This window comes from Lactococcus sp. LG1074 (assembly GCF_017309525.1).
Lineage (GTDB): Bacteria > Bacillota > Bacilli > Lactobacillales > Streptococcaceae > Lactococcus > Lactococcus petauri.
This window is the reverse complement of record NZ_CP071293.1, coordinates 1,515,449-1,535,077: the sequence shown is the minus strand read 5'-3', so window position 1 is coordinate 1,535,077 and position 19,629 is coordinate 1,515,449. Positions and strand designations below refer to the sequence as shown.

General features: G+C 34.8%; 23 protein-coding genes, 1 tRNA gene and 1 pseudogene. 20 read left to right on the top strand and 5 right to left on the bottom strand.

Annotation, left to right across the window (positions count from 1 at the left end; translation table 11 throughout):
• Window positions 1-366 precede the first annotated feature (366 nt).
• From J0J36_RS07640 to J0J36_RS07620, 5 genes are all read left to right on the top strand, one after another.
• Complete coding sequence (locus J0J36_RS07640) at window positions 367-567, top strand: cold-shock protein (RefSeq protein WP_014025161.1); 201 nt, start codon at window positions 367-369, stop codon at window positions 565-567.
• Window positions 568-621: 54 nt separating this feature from the next.
• Window positions 622-1,029: an ArsC/Spx/MgsR family protein gene (locus J0J36_RS07635; protein ID WP_306723676.1), complete on the top strand. Its 408-nt coding sequence runs from the start codon at window positions 622-624 to the stop codon at window positions 1,027-1,029.
• A 306-nt stretch (window positions 1,030-1,335) separates the two neighbouring features.
• Window positions 1,336-1,409 (top strand) — tRNA-Met (locus J0J36_RS07630).
• A gap of 163 nt (window positions 1,410-1,572) precedes the next feature.
• Complete coding sequence (locus J0J36_RS07625; protein ID WP_017371230.1) at window positions 1,573-1,761, top strand: hypothetical protein; 189 nt, start codon at window positions 1,573-1,575, stop codon at window positions 1,759-1,761.
• A gap of 104 nt (window positions 1,762-1,865) precedes the next feature.
• Window positions 1,866-2,060: a hypothetical protein gene (locus J0J36_RS07620; RefSeq protein WP_003134280.1), complete on the top strand. Its 195-nt coding sequence runs from the start codon at window positions 1,866-1,868 to the stop codon at window positions 2,058-2,060.
• 154 nt (window positions 2,061-2,214) lie between these two features.
• On the opposite strand, the gene J0J36_RS10740 is transcribed toward J0J36_RS07620, so the two are convergent.
• Complete coding sequence (locus tag J0J36_RS10740; RefSeq protein ID WP_324249117.1) at window positions 2,215-2,505, bottom strand: ArsC/Spx/MgsR family protein; 291 nt, start codon at window positions 2,503-2,505, stop codon at window positions 2,215-2,217.
• A gap of 326 nt (window positions 2,506-2,831) precedes the next feature.
• Here J0J36_RS10740 and J0J36_RS07610 point away from each other — a divergent pair, with 326 nt between their 5' ends.
• Entirely contained in the window at window positions 2,832-4,169 is a 1,338-nt protein-coding gene (locus tag J0J36_RS07610; RefSeq protein ID WP_003134281.1) for a TrkH family potassium uptake protein, read from the top strand.
• 49 nt (window positions 4,170-4,218) lie between these two features.
• Window positions 4,219-5,265 carry a DUF389 domain-containing protein gene (locus J0J36_RS07605; RefSeq protein WP_003134282.1) on the top strand — a complete coding sequence of 349 codons (1,047 nt, stop codon included), beginning with the start codon at window positions 4,219-4,221 and terminating at the stop codon, window positions 5,263-5,265.
• A 185-nt stretch (window positions 5,266-5,450) separates the two neighbouring features.
• Here the strand turns inward: J0J36_RS07605 and J0J36_RS07600 are convergent, their stop codons facing one another.
• A complete protein-coding gene (locus J0J36_RS07600) occupies window positions 5,451-7,061 on the bottom strand; it encodes an L-lactate permease (RefSeq protein WP_153925306.1) in 1,611 nt (536 codons plus the stop codon).
• Window positions 7,062-7,316: 255 nt separating this feature from the next.
• Window positions 7,317-8,474, bottom strand: a pseudogene (locus J0J36_RS07595) (IS3 family transposase).
• Between the two features lie 69 nt (window positions 8,475-8,543).
• Here J0J36_RS07595 and J0J36_RS07590 point away from each other — a divergent pair.
• From J0J36_RS07590 to J0J36_RS07540, 11 genes are all read left to right on the top strand, one after another.
• Window positions 8,544-9,008, top strand: a complete 465-nt coding sequence (locus J0J36_RS07590) for an antirestriction protein ArdA (RefSeq protein ID WP_026063955.1) — start codon at window positions 8,544-8,546, stop codon at window positions 9,006-9,008.
• A gap of 105 nt (window positions 9,009-9,113) precedes the next feature.
• Complete coding sequence (locus J0J36_RS07585) at window positions 9,114-9,332, top strand: hypothetical protein (protein ID WP_003134296.1); 219 nt, start codon at window positions 9,114-9,116, stop codon at window positions 9,330-9,332.
• A 60-nt stretch (window positions 9,333-9,392) separates the two neighbouring features.
• Window positions 9,393-10,592 (top strand): site-specific integrase, encoded by a 1,200-nt coding sequence (locus tag J0J36_RS07580; RefSeq protein ID WP_019292109.1) that lies wholly within the window; start codon window positions 9,393-9,395, stop codon window positions 10,590-10,592.
• Between the two features lie 146 nt (window positions 10,593-10,738).
• Window positions 10,739-11,341 carry a thymidine kinase gene (locus J0J36_RS07575; protein WP_003134298.1) on the top strand — a complete coding sequence of 201 codons (603 nt, stop codon included), beginning with the start codon at window positions 10,739-10,741 and terminating at the stop codon, window positions 11,339-11,341.
• A 25-nt stretch (window positions 11,342-11,366) separates the two neighbouring features.
• Window positions 11,367-12,440: a peptide chain release factor 1 gene (prfA, locus tag J0J36_RS07570; protein WP_003134299.1), complete on the top strand. Its 1,074-nt coding sequence runs from the start codon at window positions 11,367-11,369 to the stop codon at window positions 12,438-12,440.
• Window positions 12,440-12,976 carry a hypothetical protein gene (locus J0J36_RS07565; RefSeq protein WP_003134300.1) on the top strand — a complete coding sequence of 179 codons (537 nt, stop codon included), beginning with the start codon at window positions 12,440-12,442 and terminating at the stop codon, window positions 12,974-12,976. Before prfA ends, J0J36_RS07565 begins: the two co-directional genes overlap by 1 nt.
• Window positions 12,977-13,003: 27 nt before the next feature.
• Window positions 13,004-13,816: a peptide chain release factor N(5)-glutamine methyltransferase gene (gene prmC, locus J0J36_RS07560; RefSeq protein ID WP_153925303.1), complete on the top strand. Its 813-nt coding sequence runs from the start codon at window positions 13,004-13,006 to the stop codon at window positions 13,814-13,816.
• Window positions 13,817-14,245: an N-acetyltransferase gene (locus J0J36_RS07555; RefSeq protein ID WP_003134302.1), complete on the top strand. Its 429-nt coding sequence runs from the start codon at window positions 13,817-13,819 to the stop codon at window positions 14,243-14,245.
• Window position 14,246: 1 nt separating this feature from the next.
• Window positions 14,247-14,849 (top strand): L-threonylcarbamoyladenylate synthase, encoded by a 603-nt coding sequence (locus tag J0J36_RS07550; RefSeq protein ID WP_003134304.1) that lies wholly within the window; start codon window positions 14,247-14,249, stop codon window positions 14,847-14,849.
• Window positions 14,850-14,963: 114 nt separating this feature from the next.
• Window positions 14,964-16,205, top strand: coding sequence for a serine hydroxymethyltransferase (gene glyA, locus J0J36_RS07545; RefSeq protein WP_003134306.1), 1,242 nt, complete (start codon window positions 14,964-14,966; stop codon window positions 16,203-16,205).
• 166 nt (window positions 16,206-16,371) lie between these two features.
• Window positions 16,372-16,983, top strand: coding sequence for a lysozyme family protein (locus J0J36_RS07540; RefSeq protein WP_016170867.1), 612 nt, complete (start codon window positions 16,372-16,374; stop codon window positions 16,981-16,983).
• 43 nt (window positions 16,984-17,026) lie between these two features.
• Here J0J36_RS07540 and J0J36_RS07535 read toward each other — a convergent pair whose 3' ends face one another.
• Window positions 17,027-17,302 carry an acylphosphatase gene (locus J0J36_RS07535; protein WP_003134309.1) on the bottom strand — a complete coding sequence of 92 codons (276 nt, stop codon included), beginning with the start codon at window positions 17,300-17,302 and terminating at the stop codon, window positions 17,027-17,029.
• Window positions 17,303-17,364: 62 nt separating this feature from the next.
• On the opposite strand from J0J36_RS07535, the gene J0J36_RS07530 reads away from it, so the two are divergent.
• Entirely contained in the window at window positions 17,365-18,093 is a 729-nt protein-coding gene (locus J0J36_RS07530; RefSeq protein WP_153925300.1) for an RNA methyltransferase, read from the top strand.
• 28 nt (window positions 18,094-18,121) lie between these two features.
• On the opposite strand, the gene J0J36_RS07525 is transcribed toward J0J36_RS07530, so the two are convergent.
• Window positions 18,122-18,565, bottom strand: coding sequence for a flavodoxin (locus tag J0J36_RS07525; protein WP_003134312.1), 444 nt, complete (start codon window positions 18,563-18,565; stop codon window positions 18,122-18,124).
• Between the two features lie 158 nt (window positions 18,566-18,723).
• Here J0J36_RS07525 and J0J36_RS07520 point away from each other — a divergent pair, with 158 nt between their 5' ends.
• Entirely contained in the window at window positions 18,724-19,581 is an 858-nt protein-coding gene (locus J0J36_RS07520; RefSeq protein ID WP_003134314.1) for a methionyl aminopeptidase, read from the top strand.
• Window positions 19,582-19,629: the final 48 nt, after the last annotated feature.

Sequence of the window (19,629 nt, the reverse complement as noted above, 5' to 3'; positions counted from 1 at the left end):
ACTTATAAAATATCTAGCTATATAGTGTAATCTATAACTGGATTATTTATCAGAAAGAGGCATCTCTCACATATCGGATGTCTCTTTTCTGTATGATTAGGCATTATACAAATATTTTAACATACATGGGTATATAATAATTTTAGTATATTAGAAATTTTTATTGTTTATATATTATATTTTAAAAGTCAGTGAGTTTCTTACTATTGGCATTTAGTTCATGAACGAAGATTTTTTATGTCTATTTGACAAAAATGAATAAGCGTGATACTATGTACTAAGTAAGTTTAGTCAAAGTTATATATTTTTAAATGTTTTCTTTAACCATAATGATTTACAATCTAGTTGAAAGGAAATATATATACTATGACAAAAGGAACAGTAAAATGGTTTAATGATGCCAAAGGATTTGGCTTCATTACAGCTGAAGATGGAGTAGATGTGTTTGCACATTTCTCAGAAATCCAAAGTAACGGCTTCAAAAAACTTGAAGAAGGCGAAAAAGTTACATTTGATATGGGCGAAGGTCAACGTGGACCACAAGCTACAAATATTAATAAAGCTTAATTGTAAAGCACTCTTTGGAGTGCTTTTTTTAACCAAAGCCCAAGGGAGAGTACTATTAGTCTTAAAATATATTGGCGAAAAAATTGTGCTTCTAGTAAGCAGGCACTCTTATGGTTTGAAACGCATAGAATTGCAATAGAATGTATCGAGATCACAAAAATAACTCATAACGAATTAATAAAACTATTATTATTAACAGATGGTGGGTTTGATGATATTTTAAAAAATAGACTTACGATGAAGGGGAAGACAAAAGCAGCTATTAAGACCCTAGATTTAATGTCATTTGAAGAGGCTATAGACTATCTAGAGGAGCATGTGGAAATATTACAAACTCCAATTATTATTGATAAAAACCAACTTTTTGTAGGTTTCAATGGAAGCGAAATACGTCAGTTTATCCCAAGTATTAATAGAAAACTTGATATGAGAAGAAATAATGACCAAGGTAATGAAGACTAGGATTATAGAAGGAGAACAATGTTAAGAAATTTTATACTGAAGAGATGTGAAGAAAAAGTTAAAGTTGAAAATAAACAGCTAAGGGGAATTAATAACAAATTACTCAAAAAAGTGAAACGATTGGAAGTAGAGAATAATATCATTAGAAGTAAGTTTATGAATTTAAAGTAATACGTTTATTGGGAAATTAGGTTAATTTAGTTAAGTGTGCTACAATGAGGATAGTATTTGAATAACATCCATTAAGGTAGTGGACTTATATAGAACAATGTTACTTTGTGGAGTTTGTTAGCTTTTATTTATTAACGCGGGATGGAGCAGCTAGGTAGCTCGTCGGGCTCATAACCCGAAGGTCGTAGGTTCAAATCCTACTCCCGCAATATGAAGATGATTTCCCTGCTTCGTCGGGGATTTTTATATATATTGGTTTGGATATAAAATAATAATTTGTTATATATTAAGAAGACGTAGCTTACAAATAAGATAGAATAGCTGATAAAATACATAAATGTAAAATAGACGAGGAATGAAAGGAGGAGATATATGGGAATAGCAAGAACTAAACAACAGATATCAGTAATATTTGAAAAACCATTGAGTTTAGTAAATTATGAATTAGCAACAATGAGGAAAAACATTAATTTTAAAGAATACATATTTGATTCTAGTTATAAAAAACAAACTTATGTAAATATGTACGGATATTATAAATATTTGAATTATTACGAATAAATTGAGTATTAAATATCGATTTACTAAGGTAGAGAAAGTAAAAGTATTATTTTAGTTGAATAATATTTCTATTCAAAGTGAAGTACTTCAGGAGGAGAGAAAATATGCAAAGAGGAGATATAATTACATTATCAAATGGACAAAAAGCAACAATAGTTACTGCAGATACTGATAAATTTAAAAATATTATTATTGTAGAACTTGAAGATCATGATGTACGCGTAGTTGATCGCGAGACTTTAACTCTTGCGCCTGCTAAATACCATGATAATTTCGGCTCTCACAGCAAAATATGGTAATATAAAGCTTTATTTTAAAGTTCTTATTGGACTTGATAAATATAGGTTTTAAAAAATTCAAGCTATAAACTAACCAAAAAACTAACCAACCAACTAAATTGTGTGTAAATAAAAGTCATTCGGATATATTGGAATGACTTTTATTTTATATCTTTTATAAAGACCTAGGATTAGGATATTTTAACCTCTCTATATTTGGGAGGTAAAAAATTCTTATATCTTCTGCTTTGTAACCGATGAGTAGCTTGTTCTGATCAACTATAAGGGGGCTTCTTAAGATATTGGTATTTTCAAGAATATAATTTACACTTGTGTTAAATGTTGAAGTTTCAATGTATTTTATTTGATCTAGTTTTTTGAGGCTTAGCCTAGTTGTATATTTTAAAATATCAAGAAAGCCATTATTAGTTAAAGAAAGGATATAGACTACTGCATTTTTTGTTATTAATTCTATTCTCTTTTTCTTAATGTTAATATTATGCTTTCTAAACCATTTTATTGCCTGAACACATGAAGCATTTCCTATATCATAATAAAGTTATAATTTTATTTTCTATATAAACGCATTCTAAAAATCAATACTTAAATTTTTGATTTAATTTCTTTAGAAGTTTAGTATATCAGCTCATTCATGATTTGTAAAATGAACTATGAGGTGTTATAAAACTAGATTTTTTTCGAAAAAATATTGGTTTTGACATTTAGGACAAATGTATTTAATTTGTTATACTAATTATGGTAAATACTTTATGAATACAAGATTGGATAGAAATGAAAAACTTTTTTATTAAAAGGATGATTAAAAATTTAACAGATTTACAAATTATTTTTTTGAGTTTTCTTTTTGTAGTGCTGTTAGGAGGAGGGATACTAAGCCTTCCAATATCTTCAAAAGCTGGAGAATATACCAGCTTTGTAGATTCTCTTTTTACCGCAATATCGGCCACATGTGTCACTGGATTAGCTGTCCTAGATACAAGTACATACTGGTCTTTTTTTGGTCAAATTATTATTTTGATTTTAATACAGGTTGGAGGGCTCGGCTTTATGACCTTAGTTGCTAGTATTTTCCTATTATTGAACCAAAAAGTATCCATGAAATCAAGAACTGCCCTACAAAAAACATATTCTGTTTCTCATTTAGGTTTTAAAAAATCATTAGTATTAGGTATACTATTTATTTCATTAATTGCTGAATTTATAGGAGCGGTTTTGCTTTCATTTATTTTTATTCCAGAATATGGATGGGTAAAGGGGGGATGGTTTAGTATATTTCATTCAGTATCTGCCTATTGTAATGCAGGCTTTGATCTTTTTGGAAATTCTCTTATATCTTACGATCATTCTCCTTACATTATGCTTGTTATTTCATTACTTATAGTATGTGGAAGCTTGGGGTTTATTGTTATTATGGATTTGATAGGATATAAAAAAAGACATAAACTCTCTTTACATTCTAAATTGGCACTTATTGTAACAGGAATTTTAATATTAGTTGGGATATTACTCTTTTTTATCACTCGTTTTTCTTTTTATAAAAGTGATTTTTTAGTTTATTTTGTTCAGAGTCTATTTTTTGCGATTACACCAAGAACTGCTGGATTTGCTATACAAGATTATTCCTCTTTAAGTCAAGCAAGTCTATTTCTAACAATTATTTTGATGACAATTGGAGGAACTTCAGGCTCAACTGCAGGAGGAATAAAAACAACAACAATTGGAGTTTTTATTCTTAATATAAGAGCTGTCATACGAAGAGAGAAACATACAAGATTTGGGAATAGAACTATTCCTCAAAATTTGGTTAAACAATCTTATGAATCTATTTTTTTATACTTTTCTCTTGTAATTATCTCTACTTTTATTTTATTGGTACTGGAGCCTAATTTAAAACTCGATCAAGTTCTCTTTGAAGTAGTTTCTGCTTTGTCTACAGTAGGACTGAGTATGAATGTAACACCTGAATTAAGTTCTGCAAGCAAGGGATTAATTGGCTTACTTATGTTTATTGGTCGTGTTGGAATATTTACAATCATTTACTCTCTTAATACTAAAAATAGAGAAGAAGCTCTCTATAAATATCCTGAAGAAAATGTAATGGTCGGATAATCTGGAGTGATGACAGTTAAAATTTTTAAAAGAAGTATAAGGATGAATTATGAAAAATAATTATGAATTTACCCCGATAGAGTTTAGGGAAAAAATATTACAAGATTTAGAAATTAGAATTAGCGATTCAATAATATTAGTGTGTGCTATTTTAATTGCTTCAATTGGATTAAATATGAATTCTAATGCTGTAGTCATAGGAGCTATGTTAATTTCTCCTGTTATGACACCAATATTAGCTTTAGGATATGGTCTCTCTGTTTTAGACTCTTTTGTAGTAAGAAAGTCTGCTAAATTATTGCTCTTAGAAGTAGCGGTCAGCATAATCGTAGCCTCACTTTATTTTATGATATCACCCATCAGTTATCCGAGTAGCGAAATTATTTCAAGAACAAGTCCAACCATCTGGGATGTTATCATCGCTTTTGCAGGTGGAGTGGCAGGAATCATTGGTGCGAGAAAAAAACAAGCTAATAATATTGTTCCAGGAGTGGCAATAGCTACAGCTTTAATGCCACCTTTATGTACTATTGGATATTCAATTTCAGTATTAAAATGGGAATATTTTTTAGGGTCGTCTTATTTATTTGTTATCAATAGTGCTTTCATTATCATTGCGACAGTTATTGGTATCAGAGTGATGAAATTTCCAGTACATTATAAAGTGAGTATAAACAAAAATAGAATTAACCTTTTCTTGTTAATAATTTCTATATTAATCATGATCCCAAGTATTATTTCTGCTTCATCTTTAGTTCAGGATAGTGTTCGAAAATATACCATTAACAATTTTTTGAAAAATGAATTTAATGATTACGTTATTTTGGATCAGAATTATAAAAACTCGCAGAATAAGCTTGTTTTAACAGTATCTGGTAAAGAAATTAATGCCTCTAAAATGAATAATTTAAAAGAAAGGTTATCTAGTTACGGGCTAAAAAAAGTGACATTAGAGGTAATTCAAATACCAGAATTAGGAAATTTAAAGGGTGAGGAACTTTCTAAGTATCTAGATCAATATATACAAAACAAGTTAGATGAAAGCACCGACAAGAATATTGAAATTAAAAAAGAAAAAAGTGATAGTTCAAAATAGATTAACGAATAAGGCTCCAGTATTTTTTGTTTTATTTAAGTAATATCGCTTATACTTTAAGAAGTGTTGAACTTCTCGCATTACGCCGCGAGAAGTTTTTTATTTTAGAATGATATAAAAAAGCTTACTTAATATTTAAGTAAGTTTTTTTGAGGAAGATTATAGGCAGTTGATGTTTAGTGGTTTCATTTGAAGAAGAGATAAAGTGAAGTAGATATAGCAATCAAGCCTGCATAAAGTAATGCTGGAATAATTGTTTTTCTTAGAATTTCACCTTCTTTTCCAAAGAGACCAACGACCCCACTGACTGCTACAATATTAAACACACAAATCATATTTCCAGCCGCAGCACCAATAACTTGTCCAGCTAACACTGCATTGATGGGAAGCCCAGAATCATAGGCAATATCGGCTTGAATTGAGGCAAAAGTAAGATTAGATACAGTGGTACTTCCAGTAATAAAGGAACCTAATTCACCAATAAATGGAGCAATAAATATCCACACCCCTGATAAGTATCTTGAAAGTATTTCAGCAATATAGGAAGGCATTGATAGGTGATTCCCATTGTTCATACCTGAATTTGAAAAAATTTGGACCATAATTAAAGTTACTACTAGGGTGAGTCCAGTTCTCATAATAGTTGAAAAAACATCTTTAGCAATTGGCGTAAAAAGTTTTAGTGATTTAACTTGAACAGCCAAAGCAATTAAGGAAGCAATGGTTAATATTAATCCAGGAGAATAAAGGATAGCCCATTCCGAATTTATTTCTTTAAACCCTAGGATAGTATTCCAACTCAAATTAATTGTGTTATTTAAAAAAGTTTTTACTATGGGAATTGTCCGACTAATCAGAAGAAGTAGTACTACAATACCATAAGGTAACCAGGCCTTTATTAGAGACATATTTTCTACTTTTAAATTTTGTGGTTGAACAACTTGTTTTTTTTCTTCAAGTTTTCTCCAAGGATTTTGATTAGTACTTTTAGGTAATAAAAAATTGAATCTCAATAAAACTATTGTTAGAGCGAGCACTGTGAGTGGAGTGATAATAGATACAAATTCATAACCAATTATGCGAGAATATAACCACGCAAAACTGCTATAACATACTCCAATAAATAATGTCCAGGGGATAATTTCTAACCAATCACGGTGATTTTTCTTATTTTTATTTAACATTATTGTCATTAGTAAGACTAAAATAGTTGGCATAAATGCACCACCTAGGAGGTCCAGGGAAGTTATTGTCGAAGAGACTTGAGAGAAAATATGATTTCCTTGTTCTTGAGCAGCATTACTTAAGCCAACTGTAATTGGGGTACCTACTGCACCAAATGCGGCTGGTGTAGAATTAGCGACTAATGCCAATACAACAGCAGATAAAGGTGTAAAACCTAGTGCAATAAGGAGAGGAGCAGTTACCATTGCAGGAGTACCAAATCCTGAGACACCTTCAATGAGCGCCCCAAAAAGATAAGCAACCAAAATTCCTTGAACACGCATATCAAGTGAGAGTGACTTAAACCCGGCATTAATTGAAGTAATCGCTCCGGTTTTACGTAAAACATTCAGGAGCATTAAAGCTCCGAAAAGTATCCACAAAATAGGTAAAGTTTTATGCATACCTTGTAAGATAGAAGCAAAGAGTACATCGATTGGAATTTTCCAAAATAAATACCCTGTTAAAGCAACAATTATGGCACTAGTTGTCATTCCTAATCGTGCAGACATATTTAGAATCCCCAATAAAAAAAGAGGAATTAGAACAGCTAATAGAGCAATTAAAATCATAGTTATTTCATTTCTATTTTAAAATATTTTTAATATAAGTAATATACTTACTTTACTAAATTATAACATGTTTGATATGTAGAACAAATTGTTTTCATTCGCTATGAAACTTTCAAAAATGTTAAAATATGTTTGGAGGAAGTGTAAAATGAAGGAATTTAATGCACTGGTTGTACGTGAAGAAAACGAAAACATAACATATAAGATAGAAGATAATATTACGAGTAAGCAATTGAATGGACTAATGTCAAATATTTAGACACAAAATGAGCTATATTTTCTTAAAATAGTTTTCTTCTTTCTGATTTGGAGTTAAACCATTGTTTGCGGAATGAGGATTATAGTTGTTATAAAACTGTTCGATGTATTCAAAGCAAGAGAGTTGAACTTCTTGAATGGAGTGATAAGTTCTTCTGTTTATTTCCCGTTGTTTGAGGTACTTGAAAAAGGCCTCAGTGACAGCATTATCATAAGGATATCCAGGTTTGGAGTAAGAAGCAAGCAATTGATGCTCATCTAATATTTTTCTAAAGGAAGCTGATTTAAATTGGCTACCTTGATCCGAATGAAAAATGATTGGTTCCTTAGGCTTCCTCTTATTTATAGCCATCCCTAATGTGTCACAGGCAAGTTTAGCATCAATCCTGTCACTTACTTTCCAAGCAATACATTTTCTAGAGTAGAGGTCAAGGATGGCGCAGAGATAAACATGCCGTCTATGTCCTATAGAAATATAAGTGAAATCAGTTGTCCATACTTGATTCGGGGACTTAGGATTAAATTCTTGTTTAAGGAGATTATCAGAAGAAAATGCAGGAGAGTGTTTTGATTTAACTCTAGGTTTAATCGTTGACATTTTAGGGAGTGTCATAGACTTGAGAAGTCTTAAGATACGCCCCTCAGAAATATTAACGCCATAATCACGCAGGAGAATGATTTTAAAAGCTCTCGTTCCAATTCTTTTCTTGGCTTTCATATAAATCTCAAGGAGTAATTTTCTCAAGCGTTGATTTTCTATTTCACGTTTTGAGGGCTTCTTGTTTATGAAGTTATAGTAGGTGGAACGATTGACATGTAAAACACGACAGAGCATAACTGTCGTGTGTTCAAATCGGAGTCTATAGACTGCTTTTAATCTCACTTGGAGTTTTGCATGAATATGGCACTTGCTTTTTTTAAGATAAGATTTTCTTCTTCGAGTTGGGCATTCCTTTTTTGTAATTCTTGAATCTGTTTAGCAGTCAAGACCGTATTATCTTCAAGACGAACTTGAGAGTACTGCTTGATCCATTTTGCAAGTGCAGAAGGGGAGACACCATAGTCTTTACAGAGTTCGGATTGAGTTTTACCTGTTTGGTAGAGATTAACGAGAGATTGCTTAAATTCCTCGTCGTAACGTTTAAAACCTGACATAAAAGTCCTTTCATTTTTGTGTCTTAATAGACAGATTATAACACACAATTTTCTGTCCACTTTTATAGTATAGCTCCAAGCTATAATAATGGCAATACAAGGGGCAAGTGGTACGAACTGCCAGTTGATATGGGTAGAGTTGAACGAGAATTGCAGCTTGATCCAGAGCATGGGGAAGAATATGCAATTCATGATTTCGAAAATTTTTATGGATTTTCAGTAGGCGAATATTCTTCCATTAGTGAACTTAATGATTATGCGGAAAAACTAGAAGAAATCTCAGATTTAGACCATATCAAAGAATTTCTGGAAATATATTCAATAGATGATATTATTTCTTGTAAAGATGACTTGGAATTTGTAGAAGCTGAAGATGATGAAGATTTAGCAGCAGAATTGGTTGCACAAATGGGAGGAGTAGAAACTCTAAACCAAGCAACTTTAGAACAGTATTTCAACTATGCAGCTTATGGTCGTGACTTAGCAATAAGTGATTATTCTCAAACATCACATGGCTATGTACGTAACATTTAAGAAATTAGTTTAGGCAGTGATAATTGCTGCCATGTAAAAATAAAATCGGTGAATATTAAGGACGAGAGAAATCTTGTCCTTCTTTTTTTGTATATAGGGGGAAGAATGAGCAGAACAGGGATAACCGTGGATAAGAAGATGATTGATGCTGAAGGTATTTCAAACTTTTATTCTATAAAGGTTTCTACCGCTAGAAATAAAATTTGCGAAATGAAAAAAGATAAACGATTCATGCAAGGGGATTATTTTAGAATGAGCGGACGTGTATGGTTTCCAGCATTTGATGAATTTTTAAAAATAAAAGACGAGGAAAAATACAGATAAAAATGATATAATAAGTATGATTTTTATTCTGCACTTTTCCCAAAAGAAAAGGTAGGAAATATGAAAGTTGAAGATATAAAAGTAGGAAGTTTATGGTCAGAAACTAGGAAAAACAAGTTCCTCTGGCGTATGAGATACTTTAATATAGTTACAAAATCTGAGGATAAAGTTTCTGTAACTTTGACATCTAATTCAAATCAAGCTAAAACAAAAGCTAGAAAAATATTGTTAACAAAGGCTAAGCGAAAAATTGAACAAAGTGAGTTAAATATATTAAATTCGAGATTAAATATTAATTCATTAACTTTTTCTTCTGTGGCTAATTTATGGTTAAATGACTGTAGCAGAAGGCTAAAGCCGTCAACCTTAAATAATAGGCGAAAACAAATAAAACGTTTTGCTGATGAATTTGGAGATCAGGAAATGTCACAATTTACAACTTTCCAAATTCAGGTGTTTTTTAATAGTTTGAATTTAAAATCAGGTACAGTAAAAGGTTATTTTTTAACTTGTAAATCTATTTTTGATTTTGCAAAGAGAATGGAGATTATTTCTAAAGATCCTACATTGAATGTGAAATTAAGTCTTTCCAAAAAAACTTTGGAAGATATAAAAAAGCAGAATCGAAAACTGTTTACAGTGGAAGATTTAGCTAAGGTATTAAATAGGATGAGAAGTTCTGAGAATTCTCGCACGTACTTTATAGCTCTAACTATTGAATTTCTGTTTTTAACTGGTTTAAGATACTGTGAATTAGCTGCGTTAAAAGAAGAAAATTATGACCGCACAAGACGTATAATTAAAGTGGAAACTAACTTAGATTATACTAAGGGTGTGACGAAACATACTCATACCACGACTAAAACATTATCTTCTTATAGGGAAGTTGATCTCAATGATAGAGCGATCGAAATTATCGAAGAGTATCTCAAAGCTAATCATGACAATACTTATGTAGGTTATAAAAATCATGGATACATTTTTTGTACTCGTTCAGGTCAACCACATAATATTGGCCATCTAAATCGATCTTTTAAGTATTATGGAAAAGCAACGGGGCTAGATAAGCAATTCTCTTGCCATTGTATGCGCCACTCTCATATTTCATTATTAGCAGAAATGGGAATAAACCAAAAAGTGGTGATGCAAAGAGTTGGTCACGCAACATCCACTATTACCAATAATATATATACCCATGTAACACCTAATATGTCTAAAGAATTAAACAAAAAAATGAATAGAATTAACAAAATTTCTTAAGCAAATTTGGTGGGCAAAAAAGTGGGCAGAAATGAATGAAAAATAGTGATAATTAATGATATTATTATCGAAAATAAAATAATAGTATCACTGAAAAATGCTATTAAATAGGGCTTTTAAGCCATTTTTATAAAGGGGAAAGAAAATTGGCACAATTGTACTTCAAATACGGCAGTATGAATTCAGGCAAAAGTATCGAAATCTTGAAAGTTGCTCATAATTATGAAGAACAGGGAAAACCTGTTTTGATTATGACTTCTAGTTTAGATACACGTGCCGGTGTTGGTATAGTCGCAAGTCGTATTGGTATGAGTAGCGAAGCTGTAGCGATTGACGATACCATGAATGTGTATGAATATATTGAAAGCTTGCCGATAAGACCTTTTTGTGTGTTGATTGATGAAGCTCAATTTCTTAATAAACAAAATATTTATGATTTGGCACGCGTGGTTGATGATTTAAATGTCCCTGTTATGGCTTTTGGCTTAAAAAATGATTTCAGAAATGAACTTTTTGAAGGCTCAAAATACTTATTGCTTCTGGCTGATAAAATCGAAGAAATTAAAACGATTTGCTGGTATTGCAGTAAAAAAGCAACGATGGTTTTACGCATGGTTGAAGGTGAACCTGTTTATGAAGGCGAGCAACTGCAGATTGGTGGCAATGAGAGCTATATTCCAGTGTGCCGTAAGCACTATTTTCATCCATTGAAAAAGATGGAGACTAATCGTATAAACGAAGAGATATAAAAAAAGAAGTAAGGAAAAATAAAAAATGTTTGATCAACTTGAAACGATGGTAGGACGATATGAGGAGCTGGGCGAATTACTCAGTGACCCACAGGTTGTCAATGATACAAAGCGCTTTATGGAACTTTCACGTGAAGAAGCGAGTCTGCGAGATACTGTAGCCACTTATAATGAACATAAAAAGGTGCTCGAAACCATTTCTGACAGTGAAGAAATGCTTGGTGAGGGTGGCCTTGATGAGGATATGAAAGAAATGCTCAAAGAAGAGCTTTCAGAAGCAAAATCAGCCAAAGAAGAACTGGAAGAAAAGATTAAAATTCTCTTGCTCCCTAAAGATCCAAATGATGATAAAAATATTATCTTGGAAATTCGTGGCGCAGCAGGTGGTGATGAAGCAGCCCTTTTTGCTGGTGATTTGTTAAATATGTACCAGCATTATGCAGAGTCACAAGGTTGGAAATTTGAAATCATGGAAGCCAGTGTGACGAGCATTGGGGGGTATAAAGAAGTTTCAGCCCTTGTTTCGGGAACTTCTGTTTACAGTAAACTAAAATACGAATCTGGTGCTCATCGCGTGCAACGTGTGCCATCAACAGAAACACAAGGACGTGTACACACTTCAACAGCAACGGTCCTTGTCATGCCTGAAGTTGAAGAATTCGAGATGAAAATTGAACAAAAAGATCTTCGTGTGGATATCTACCATGCCTCAGGTGCTGGTGGACAAAATGTCAACAAAGTTGCGACAGCTGTACGTATGGTTCACTTGCCTACAGGCATCAAAGTTGAAATGCAAGAAGAACGTACGCAACAAAAAAACCGTGACAAAGCCATAAAATTGCTTAATACGAAGGTATTTGACTACTATCAACAAATCGAGTTGGACAAGCAAAATGCTGAACGTAAGTCCACTGTCGGAACAGGTGACCGCTCAGAACGTATCCGTACTTATAATTTCCCCCAAAACCGCGTGACCGATCACCGTATCGGACTAACTTTACAAAAGTTAGATACCATCCTTTCTGGAAAAATGGATGAAGTCATTGATGCACTTGTGGTTTATGATCAAACGGAGAAGTTGGCGGAGCTTAACAAGTAATGATCGAATTTCAATTTGAAGGTTTTAACATTCGGCTGCGTTCAGAAGAGCAAAGACGTATGGAAACGGCAAAGAGAGTGAAGGACGTTGAGACAAAAGTTCTTGTCTTTGAGGTCAGTACCCAAGAGACGCACTTTGATTTGCTCTATTGCCAAGCAATCAATCAAGATTATTGGATTACCATTGAAAATGTTGAGAGTCCTTCAAAGCATCTTCAGAGATTGGATAGACGCGTACGGATGAGCATTGACTTTTATAAGGACAATGCTTATTGTCGTCTTTGGCAAGAGCTCAAAGAAGGGGATAATTGGAGCAAACGTAAAAAAGTTCTTTCACTTCCGGAGTTTAGCAAATACAGCAGTCAATCGGTGACGGAAATTATGAAAACCTTTGATGCTTTGGCTCTAGGAAGATTGGAAAATATTGTCAATGAGAAAAATAGGACACGAAATGAAAATGGTGTCCTTTTTGCAAAAGATAATCTGAAAATCCCCATCATCGTTTATTTATTGGGGCGTGTTTTTCCTCTCCTTTAAAAGGTGAGGAGAGTGAGGAAAGAAAAAATGTTATGGATTAAGGCTGTGCGCCAATTATCTCAAGATTTGGAAGAGCCTTTCGCTCTAGAATTTGTCTGGAGAAATTTACACGAGCTCACAAAATTACAGTGGTTAAATTTACAAAGAGAAGCGATTTCAGATACGGATTTAGCTGCACTTACATCTGTCGCGCAGCGTTTGAAAAATAATGAACCGCCACAATATATTGTAGGCTGGGCTGAATTCTGTGATTTAAAACTTGCCGTGGATGAGCGTGTCCTGATTCCACGGCCAGAAACAGAAGAGCTGGTGCAGATGATTCTCGATGAAAATGAGCAAGATAGACGTACGGTTTTAGATATTGGAACAGGATCCGGAGCTATTGCTCTAGCACTGGCGGAGAAAAGAAAAGAGTGGGAGATTACTGCATCGGATGTTTCAGAAAAAGCACTTGAACTTGCTCAATTGAATGCAAAAAGACATCAAATTTCTCTTAATTTCATTCTCTCTGATGTCTTTGAAAATATTCAAGGACAGTACGATATCATTGTGTCCAACCCACCCTATATTGCCTTTGATGAAACGTATGAAATGGATCAATCCGTCATTCGCTTTGAACCAGATAGCGCACTCTTTGCTGAAAAGCAAGGTCTAGCAATTTATCAGAACATTGCTGAAGCAGCTCATCAATTTTTAAAGCCACAAGGGAAAATATATTTAGAAATTGGTTATAAGCAAGGTCCAGCAGTGAAAGATTTGTTTGAGAAGGCTTTTCCTACTAAAAAAGTCCGTGTGCACCGTGATATTTTTGAAAAAGATCGTATGATAAGTGTGACATAGATGAAAATAAAACATATAGAAGTAAAGAAAGATAGATATCTCCCTTTACTTCTTTTAGCTGATGATCATGAGCATATTATGACCTATCTTGCAAAAGGTGAACTTTTTGTACTGATGGATCAGTCTGAAATTAGGGCAGTGTGTGTAGTCAGTCCGACTCTCGAAATTGAAAACCTAGCTGTAGCGTCTGATGCACAAGGTCAAGGCTATGGCAGAGCCCTGATAAACTACCTTTTTAAAAAGTACAAGTGCCAAGGTGTCATGACCGTCGGCACCGACGATATATCGGGAAATGTCCTTTTCTATGAAGCTTGTGGTTTTGAATATACCCATAAGATAAAAAATTATTTTATTGACCATTATAGTTTTCCAATTTACGAAGATGGAAAACAACTTAAAGATAAATGCTACTTAAGAAAGGAGCTATAAAATGACAGTTGAAAAAGCAATAGCAGCTTTAAAAGCAGGAGAATTGGCAGTGTTGCCAACAGAAACAGTTTACGGCATTTTCGCGGATGCAACCAACGAGGCAGCGGTGCAAAAACTTTATGCTGTAAAAGGGCGTCCTGTTGAAAAAGCCTTGAATATGAACGTGGCGGATTATGACACAATTTTAAAATATTCAGTGCATCAACCTGCTTATCTTGAAAAACTCGTGCAAACTTTTCTGCCTGGACCGTTGACGATTATTTTAGAAGCAAGTCCTGAAGTTCCTGAGTGGATTCATGTGGGTAAAACTACTGTCGGATTCCGAATGCCTTCAATTCCAGCCACACAAGAAGTGATTAAAGCTTTAGGGGTTTTAGTTGGTCCCTCTGCTAATCTTACCGGCTCACCAAGCCCACGTTTCTATGATGATTTAACATCCGCTATCCTTGATAAAGCAGCTGTTGCACTTCAAGATGATAGTGTTTATGGTCTAGATACAACGATTTTGGATCTTTCTGGTGAAATGCCTAAGATTTTACGTCAAGGGGCTATTACAGCGCAAGAACTTCTTGATGCTGTTCCAGAATTATCTGAAATTGTCTGAACAAATAATTTGGTTCGGCACTTTGCTTTAGATATAATGGTAGATGTACAAAAGCTACCCACGCAAAAGGAAAAATGCTTGAGGTAAGCATCGTATAAGGCAAAGGAGACACACATGGAAATTTATAATTTTGAAGCGTTTGATCCAGAACTTTGGGCTGCTATACATGCCGAAGAAGTTCGACAACAAGAAACAATTGAGTTAATTGCCTCAGAAAATATCGTATCCCCAGCGGTACGTGCAGCTCAGGGATCTGTCTTAACAAATAAATACGCAGAAGGTTACCCGGAAAAGCGTTATTATGGTGGGACAGAAGCTGTAGATGTAGTGGAAAACTTGGCCATCGAACGTGCCAAAGAACTCTTCCATGCAGACTTTGCTAATGTGCAGCCACACTCTGGCTCACAAGCCAATGCAGCAGCTTACATGGCCTTGATTGAGCCTGGTGACACTGTATTAGGTATGGATTTGAACTCTGGTGGGCATTTGACTCATGGTTCTCAAGTCAACTTCTCAGGTAAGATGTATAACTTTGTGTCTTACGGTCTTAATTCAGAAACAGAGTTGCTTGATTTTGATGAGATTGCAGCACAAGCTGAAAAGCATCGCCCAGCACTTATCGTTGCTGGTGCATCGGCTTACTCTCGTATTATTGATTTTTCAAAATTCCGTGAGATTGCAGACAGTGTCGGTGCAAAATTGATGGTAGACATGGCTCATATCGCTGGTCTTGTGGCTACAGGTCATCATCCAAGTCCTTTTCCTTATGCAGATGTAGTAACCTCTACAACACATAAAACATTGCGTGGCCCACGTGGGGGGCTCATTTTGACCAATGATGCGGAGCTAGCTAAAAAAATCAATAGCGCTATTTTCCCTGGTTTACAAGGTGGTCCCTTGGAGCATGTTATTGCTGCTAAAGCAGTTGCCTTTAAAGAAGCTTTGTCACCAGACTTTTCAACTTATATTGATCAAGTAGTGAAAAATACAGCAGCCATGGCCGATGAATTTAGCAGAGCTGGTTTACATGTTATCTCAGATGGTACAGACAATCATCTCTTCCTCGTCAAAGTAACTGAGCTTGGAATTAATGGTAAAGAAGCACAAAATCTCCTTGATACAGTTAACATTACCCTCAATAAAAACTCTGTTCCTGGTGAGGAACTTAGTCCTTTTAAAACAAGCGGTGTGCGTATTGGTGCCGCAGCAATCACTAGCCGCGGCATGAAGGAAGAGGAAAGCCGTAAGATTGCACAAGCAATTATTAAAGCATTATCCAATAAAGATGACGAATTTGCTCTTCAAGAAGTTCGACAATTTGCATTAGATTTGACAAAAGGGTTTCCTTTAGTCTAGAATATAAGTACGACTTTTTTAACAAAATTTCCACCAACCGAATAAAAATGAACAGTGATAAGTAAATAAAGGTGGAAATGCTAGAGAAGTTTTTAACATGAGATGGCATATAATAACAACTGGAATTGAGACATGAGCCGTCGAAAAAATGATTAGGAATAGATAAATGTTGAAAATTTTGAAGCTATTCATCAAGCTTGCACTACTGGCAGCAGTGGTCGGAGCAGGTTTTTACGTGCACCGAACTTATAGGAACGTAAAAAACGTGATGCAATATGAAAAATCGGTTGATGCAACCCTAAAAGCTCAAGGCTTAGAGGGGGATACAAAGCTTGCATTAGCTATTATTTATACAGAGACAAAAGGGAATGCTGTTGATGTTATGCAGTCGAGCGAAAGCTTGAACGGCAATCAAAATAGTATTTCAGATGAAGATAAGAGTATCGCACAAGGTGTTTCAAACCTTTGTAAAGTTTTAGAGTACGCTGAAGACAAAAAAGTTGATATTTGGACAGGCGTTCAAGCATATAACTTTGGTCAATCCTATATAGATTATGTTGCGAAAAATGGTGGAAAAAATAATTTAGAACTGGCTGAAAAATATTCACGTACAGTTGTAGCACCTAGCTTGGGAAACACCACAAATGCAACCTATTATCATGTGACGGTTGACTCTTTGATGAACAGTGGGGGAAAACTCTACGTTAATGGTGGAAATATGTATTATGCCAATGAAGTCAAGTGGCATTTGATGCTTCTTAATCTTTTTAACTGGTAAAACAAAAAAAGACTGTTTAAGGCAGTCTTTTTTTGTTTGTTCATTAATATTTAATATCGAAATTTTTAAAGTCCGGGAATTCGTCTGGATAGATTTCGAGATTTGTGACTGAGGCAAAAGGAGTGGGCCCTTTACGAAGTTTATCTTCGAAATCTGACAAAGCTTTCTGGCTATCTGACTGGACATAAAGTCCCACCGTACCGTCGGAATTATTCCACACGCGTCCTCTAAGTTTGAGTTGACGCGCGATTTGGACCGTACCATAACGGAAACCGACACCTTGTACCTGTCCGTGAGCAATCATTTTAACCTTAGACATCCTTACACCTCCTTATAGGAAAATAAAAAATCTTCATGTATTCTATGTTATAATTATAGCAAATGGAAATTATTACAGCAAAAGACAATAAAAAAATAAAAGAAGCACGTAAACTGCTGACAAAGAAAAAATATCGCAAAAATTCTTATCTTATTGAAGGCTTTCATTTGCTAGAAGAAGCTGTCAATTCGGGAGCGAAAATTTTACAAATCTTTGTGGAAGAAAACAAATATCAACACGTTTCACACCTAGAAAATGTTTTCGCAGTGAGTTCAGAAGTTCTTAAAAGCCTATCGGATGCTGGAACACCGCAAGGTGTTGTCGCTGAGGTAGCTTTCGAAGAAGTGAAAGTTGAGTTTGGGCACGGTAAGTATTTAGTCCTTGAAAATGTCCAAGATCCTGGCAATGTCGGAACGATGATTCGGACAGCAGATGCTGCAGGTTTTTCAGCAGTACTTTGTATGGGGGATACGGCAGATATTTATGCTCCAAAAGTGATGCGAAGTATGCAAGGAAGTAACTTTCATATTCCTGTTTTGTCTGTGGCAGATTTTACGGAATTACAAGAAGCGCACATTCCTCTTTATGTTACCACTTTGTCCAACCGGTCCATCAGTCACAAAGAACTTGTAGCAGAAGAGGACTTTGCCTTAGTGATGGGGAATGAAGGTGCGGGTGTTTCTGATCAGGCAGTAGCTGTAGCGGATCAACTTGTCCATATTGAGATGCCTGGACGCGCAGAGTCTCTGAATGTCGCAGTGGCCGCAGGAATTTTGATGTTTAGCCTATAAAAAAACTGCTCATAGGCAGTTTTTTCTTTTATTGAACTTTGGCTGCTAAAGTTTCTGCAAACGTTTCAAGATTTGTAATATCTTCATCTTCAGCATTCAAGTCCACTTTGACAGATTCTGCACCTTTCTCAGCTCCAGTAAGTGCAAATTGTTCCTCAAACATGTCAACACAAATACAGAAATCATCATAGAAAGTATCTCCTGAACCACAGACACCGAATGTTTTTCCAGAAAGATCAACGTCTTGTAAATCTTCATAGAAATCAACGATTTCATCTGGCAATTCACCATCGCCATAAGTATAAGTGGCAACAATGCAAAGATCCGCATCTTCAAATTCGTCAGCGTCAACTGAAGTACATTCGTCCAAATCTACATCAAGACCTAAATCTTCCAATTTATCAGCAACGATTTCCGCGATTTCTTGCGTATTGCCGGTCATACTTGCATAAACTACTTTTGCTAAAGCCATTTTTTGCTCCCTTGTGAAATTTATATAACAAAATTATATCAAGAAATTCCAGAAAAATCAGCTCCTATGCATTTTTCGGTACTTTCTACCACAGTATTTTTATGATAAAATAGGAGTATCATTACGATTAAAGAAATATTTAGAAGAAGGTAAAAATAGTGATTACATTAAAATCTCAACGTGAAATAGATCAAATGGATCGTGCCGGCTCTTTATTGGCAAGCATCCATATCGGTTTGCGTGATTTGATAAAACCAGGTATCGACATGTGGGAAATCGAAGAATATGTACGAAAAGTCTGTAAAGAAAATAATACGCTTCCTCTCCAAATCGGTGTAGATGGTTCAATTATGGATTATCCTTATGCCACATGTTGTTCACTGAACGATGAGGTGGCGCACAGTTTTCCACGCCACATGAAGTTAAAAGATGGCGACCTTATCAAAGTAGACATGGTTTTGGGTATGGTTGAAGATGGTTCTGTTGATGTTTCAAAACTTGATTTTGATAATGTTCCTGAGATGAAGAAATATACGGAAGGTTTCAGTGGAGCCATTGCAGATAGCTGCTGGGCTTATGCCGTAGGCACACCATCAGAAGAAGTGAAGAACCTTATGGATGTGACACGTGAGTGTCTCTATCTCGGAATCGAACAAGCTGTTGTTGGTAACCGTATCGGTGACATTGGAGCAGCTATTCAAGAATATGCAGAAAGTCGTGGTTATGGTGTAGTTCGTGACCTTGTCGGTCATGGTATGGGGCCAACTTTCCACGAAGATCCACTGGTGCCACATTACGGAAAAGCTGGACGTGGCTTACGTTTGCGTGAGGGTATGGTTTTGACCATTGAACCCATGATTACGACAGGGACTTGGGAAATTGATACCGATATGGAAACAGGTTGGATGCATAAGACATTGGACGGCGGTTTATCTTGTCAATATGAACATCAGTTTGTCATTACCAAAGATGGTCCAGTAATTTTGACAAGCCAAGGAGAAGAAGGCACTTACTAAGAAGTCTCTCCTATCTTATGAAGACAGAAAAATGAAAGGAGGAGAAGA